Genomic DNA, 5,167 nt, shown 5'->3' on the forward strand with positions numbered 1-5,167 from the left:
TGAAGTCTTCATCTGCGATGCGATCCGCACCCCTATCGGGCGCTATGGCGGCGCCCTGTCGTCGGTGCGCGCCGACGATCTGGCTGCCTTGCCGCTGCGGGCGCTGATCGAGCGCAACGCCACGGTGGACTGGGACGCGGTGGGCGACATCGTTTTCGGCTGCGCCAACCAGGCGGGGGAGGACAACCGCAACGTGGCCCGCATGGCGCTGCTGCTGGCGGGCCTGCCCGTGGGCCTGGGGGGCACCACCGTCAACCGGCTGTGCGGATCGGGCATGGACGCGGTGGCCATGGCCGCCCGCGTGGTCGCCCTGGGCGAGGCGGACCTGATGATCGCCGGCGGGGTGGAAAGCATGTCCCGCGCCCCCTTCGTCATGGGCAAGGCGGAGGACGCCTTTTCCCGCAAGGCGGAGATCTTCGACACCACCATCGGCTGGCGCTTCGTCAACAAGGCGATGAAGGCCGCCTACGGCGTCGACAGCATGCCGGAGACGGGTGAGAACGTGGCCGGGGACTTCGGTATTTCCCGCGCCGACCAGGACGCCTTCGCCATCGCCAGCCAGCGGAAGGCCGCCGCCGCCCAGGCCCGCGGGCGGTTCGAGCGGGAAATCGTCCCCGTCGCCATCCCCCAGCGCAAGGGCGACCCCAAGGTGGTGTCGGTGGATGAGCACCCCCGCCCCGACACGACGCTGGAGGCGCTGGCCAAGCTGAAGGGCGTGGTGAAGCCGGAGGGCACGGTCACCGCCGGCAACGCGTCGGGCGTGAACGATGGCGCCGCCGCCCTGCTGCTGGCCTCCGCCGAGGGCGTGCGCAAACACGGCCTTAAGCCCCTGGCCCGCTTCGTCGGCGCCGCTACCGCCGGCGTTCCGCCCCGCGTCATGGGCATTGGCCCGGCCCCGGCGACGCAAAAGCTGCTGGCCCGCCTGGGCCTGGGCGTCAAGGACCTGGACGTTATCGAGTTGAACGAGGCCTTCGCCAGCCAGGGGCTGGCCGTGCTGCGCCAACTGGGCATCGCCGACGACGACGCGCGGGTGAACCCCAACGGCGGCGCCATCGCCCTGGGCCATCCCCTGGGCATGTCCGGCGCCCGCCTGGTCGCCACCGCCGCCCACGAACTGGCCGGGTCGGATGCCAAGCGCGCCCTGTGCACCATGTGCATCGGCGTGGGCCAGGGCATCGCCAGCGTCATCGAACGGGTCTGATCACCCCCAGGCCCTCAGCACACCGGAGCGTGGCGACCAGCCCCCCCTGGGGCCGCCGCAGGTTCCCGGGGAGCACCGCGGACTGGAAACCGAGGACAAGCCAAGGGGCGGATGCCCCGCCGGCGTTTGAGGAATAGGAATCGATGCTAAGCAAAGTTCGTACTTCAGCCCTGGAAGCCCTGGCCGACGTCCCCGACGGCGCCACCATCATGGTGGGCGGCTTCGGCAATGCCGGCATGCCCATGGAACTGGTGGACGCCCTGATCGAACAAGGCGCCAAGGATCTGACCGTGGTCAGCAACAACGCCGGCAACGGCACCACCGGCCTGGCCGCCCTGCTGGCGGCGGGCCGGGTGCGCAAGGTCATCTGTTCCTTCCCCCGCCAGACCGACAGCTTCGTCTTCGACGCGCTGTACCGCGCCGGCAAGGTGGAACTGGAACTGGTGCCCCAGGGCAATTTGGTGGAGCGCATCCGCGCCGCCGGCGCCGGCATCGGCGGCTTCTTCACCCCCACCAGCTACGGCACGCCGCTGGCCGAGGGCAAGGAGGCCCGGGTGATCGATGGGCGCGGCTATGTCCTGGAATACCCCATCCACGCCGACGTGGCCCTGATCAAGGGCCGGCTGGCCGACCGCTGGGGCAACATGGTCTTCCGCAAGGCCGCCCGCAACTTCGGCCCCATCATGGCCTCCGCCGCCAAAATCTCCGTCGCCCAGGTGGAGGAGATCGTGGAGCTGGGCGCCCTGGATCCAGAGACCATCGCCCTGCCCGGGATTTTCGTCAGCCGCGTGGTGGCCGTGGGCAAGACCGCCCACGCCGCCGCCTGAGGTCAAGGAACCAGATCATGACCCCTACGCCCCCCAAATACACCGCGTGGACCCGCGACCAGATGGCCGCCCGCATCGCCAACGACATCGAGGACGGCGCCGTCGTCAATATCGGCATCGGCATGCCCGAGTTGGTGGCCAACCACCTGTCGCCCAACAAGGAAATCCTGCTGCACAGCGAGAACGGCATCCTGGGCATGGGGCCCCAGCCGGCCGCCGACGCCGTGGATCCGGACCTGATCAACGCCGGCAAGCAGCCGGTGACCCTGCTGGCCGGCGGCGCCTTCTTCGACCACAGCCTGTCCTTCGCCATGATGCGGGGCGGTCACCTGGACATCGCCATCCTGGGCGCCTTCCAGGTGGCGGAGAATGGCGACATCGCCAACTGGTCCACCGGCAAGCCCGGCGCCATCCCCGCCGTGGGCGGCGCCATGGATCTGGCCGTGGGCGCCCGCCAGGTGTTCGTGATGATGGAGCACCTGACCAAGGACGGACAGTCCAAGCTGGTGCGCCGCTGCACCTATCCCCTGACCGGCCTGGGCTGTGTCACCCGTGTCTATACCGACCTGGCGGTGCTGGACGTGACCGGGGACGGCTTCGCCGTGCGCGAACTGTGCGAGGGCTTGAGCCTGGAGGCCTTGCAGGCGCTGTCCGGCCTGACACTGAGGGCCGCCTGACCGTTCCCCGGGGCCGCCGCGCGGGCGGCGGCCCGGATGAACCGCCCGTCAACCGACCTATCCCTAAGCACCTGACCTGACCGGAAGATTGGGCGCGGCGGCGCCTTCATACCATTGTAGGTTGATCGCCCCTCCCGTATTCTTGATCCCGGTTCGGTCCCGGTATTTTCCCCCGGGCCGCCACCGGGGTGGGAGTGCGTCTGTGAACCTGGACATCCCTAGCCTGCTGGTCGTCAACACGCTGCTGCAGACGGTGGCCGCCCTGTGCCTGCTGCTGGCGGCGCTGTCGCTGCCCCGGCAGGCGGGACTGAGCTATTGGGCGGCGTCCGGTTTCGCCCAGGCCGCCGGTCTGGCGCTTACCAACGAGCTGGCGTGGTTGCCCCCCTGGCTGGGCCTGCTGTCCAGCCAGTTCCTGATCTTCACCGGCTATGGCCTGGCCTATGTCGGCGTCGTCCGCTTCCTGGGGCGCCCGGTTGGTGAGGCCTGGCCGATGCTGGCGGCGGGGGTGCTGCTGGCGGCCGTGTTCCTGTGGTTCACCGTGGGCGCGCCGGAAAGCCGGGGGCGCATCCTGGTGAGCAGCCTGTTCTTCGCCACGCTGTCGGCGGCCATGGCCTGGCACCTGCTGCGCCATGCGGAGCGGGACCTGTGCCCCGCCGCCACCGTCACCGCCGGCATCTATGTGGCCTGGGCCGTGCTGGCCCTGGTGCGCGCCGGCTGGGCCCTGGTCATCGACTGGCAGGGCACGGCCGCCGAACCGGATGCCATGAAGGCGCTGACCCGCCTGGTCATCATCTGCGTCACCACCACGGTGACCAACGGATATCTGTGGATGATCAGCCGGCGGCTGGATTCCGAACTGATGCAGCAGGCCCGCCAGGACCCGCTGACCGGCGTGTCCAACCGCCGGGTGATGTGGGCGGCCGGCGAGATGGAGGTGGCCCGCGCCCTGCGCCATCACCGCGCCCTGTCGTTGCTGATGATCGACATTGACCACTTCAAGGACGTCAATGACCGCTGGGGCCACGGCACGGGCGACGCCCTGCTGGTGACCGTGGCCGACACCCTGACGCGGGAGTTGCGGCGCAGCGACGTCCTGGCCCGCGTGGGTGGCGAGGAGTTCATGGCCCTGCTGCCCGAAACCGGGCTGGAGGACGCCTGGGCGGTGGCGGAGCGGGTGCGTCAGCGGGTGGCCACCGTCACCCTGGACCGGCCACAGGGCACCGTGCGCTGCACGGTCAGCATCGGCGTTGCCACGCTGGGCGCCGACGGCCACGTTTGGGAAGATCTGGTGACGGCGGCGGACCAGGCACTGTACCGCGCCAAGGACACGGGCCGCAACCGCACGGAGGCCATGAGCATCGGCCCCGGTACCCTGGAGGCCCCCCCGCCCCTGACCCATCCGGGCTGGGGCCAATACGGCGCCTGAGGCTTCGGAAGACAGGAAATCCGGGCGGAGGTCGAGGCCGTTCCAGACGGCCCCGGCGCCCACCGGTTCAATCGCGATCGGGGCGGTTCGCCACCCTCGATCCATACAGCCGCCCCCTAAGCGGCATCAGGCCGTCAGGTTCACCGACTGCCCCGCCCCCGTCTGCTGGGTGAAAGAGGACAACAGGCTGGCCGCCGACGACGTGTCGCCGCCGCTGAGTGAGCTGCCGATCTGGCTCAGCAGGCTTTTCAACGGATTGCCGCTGTCGCTGGTGGACGAAGTGCTGTCCGTGCTGTCGGTACCGCCGCCCCCCAGAAGCTGGGTCAAACTGCTGTAGGCCGAATTGGCGCTGGTCAGGTCACCCGAGGACAGGGCATCCGACAGGCTGGAGAAGGCGGCGCGCACGGACGAGGCCTGGGCGTTGCCCCCACCGGAGCCACCGGCATCACCACCGGGTGGCGGGCCAGGCGGCGGACCGTTGCGGTCGCCCCCGTGCGCCTGGATGTCGGAGAAAGCGCTTTGCGCCCCGGACACGTCGCCGTTCTCCAAGGCGGAGCCCACCTTGTCCAACGCATCCTTCAGCGGATTGGAGTCGCTGCTGGATGAGGTGGACGACTTGGCCGGCGCGTTGGCCTGCAAATCCTTGGTCAGGGTGGCATAGGCCGACTTGGCCGTGTCCAGGTCACCGGACGACAACGCGTCGCTCAACGCCTTGAAATCGTCCTTGATGCTCGATTTCGCGGACTGTGCCGTGCTGGTGGTACTCGTCGTATACGTAGCGGCGGTAGACGACGACAAAGAAGAGATCGACATGAGATCCTCCGTCGCCGGGGTCGTGCGGGAAAAGCCGGAAGGCCGGCCCCGTTCAGGCCCCCCGACCCTCGCTTGCACGTAAGCAGAAGTGGAGTCCGTCGCATTTTTTTCGAAAAAAATGCGCCTGGTTATCTGGAGGTGGTCGTCTAAGACGTTAGTGGTGATTTAAAATGTTGCCAGTGCAAGATTGCATTGCATACCTGCTAGCGTTCGTGGGGCCCAA

5 protein-coding genes are annotated in these 5,167 nt (G+C 68.9%); 4 read left to right on the top strand and 1 reads right to left on the bottom strand.

Translation table 11 applies throughout. From position 1 onward, the window contains the following. From pcaF to I55_RS33265, 4 genes are all read left to right on the top strand, one after another. Positions 1-1,201: 3-oxoadipyl-CoA thiolase (pcaF, locus tag I55_RS19440; protein WP_064742519.1), on the top strand; the 1,201-nt coding region annotated here is incomplete at its 5' end. Between the two features lie 143 nt (positions 1,202-1,344). Next, positions 1,345-2,028, top strand: coding sequence for a 3-oxoacid CoA-transferase subunit A (locus I55_RS19445; protein ID WP_044562240.1), 684 nt, complete (start codon positions 1,345-1,347; stop codon positions 2,026-2,028). A gap of 17 nt (positions 2,029-2,045) precedes the next feature. Next, on the top strand, positions 2,046-2,705 hold the full coding sequence (locus I55_RS19450; protein ID WP_044562241.1) for a 3-oxoacid CoA-transferase subunit B: 660 nt from the start codon (positions 2,046-2,048) through the stop codon (positions 2,703-2,705). 202 nt (positions 2,706-2,907) lie between these two features. Further along, the gene (locus I55_RS33265) at positions 2,908-4,131 is read left to right on the top strand and encodes a diguanylate cyclase (protein ID WP_049974292.1); all 1,224 of its coding nucleotides are present in this window, start codon (positions 2,908-2,910) and stop codon (positions 4,129-4,131) included. 126 nt (positions 4,132-4,257) lie between these two features. On the opposite strand, the gene I55_RS19460 is transcribed toward I55_RS33265, so the two are convergent. After that, entirely contained in the window at positions 4,258-4,944 is a 687-nt protein-coding gene (locus I55_RS19460) for a hypothetical protein (protein ID WP_148293845.1), read from the bottom strand. Positions 4,945-5,167 lie beyond the last annotated feature (223 nt).

Origin of the sequence: Azospirillum sp. B4, from assembly GCF_000333275.1 — a bacterium.
In the GTDB taxonomy this organism is placed as follows: Bacteria; Pseudomonadota; Alphaproteobacteria; order Azospirillales; family Azospirillaceae; genus Nitrospirillum.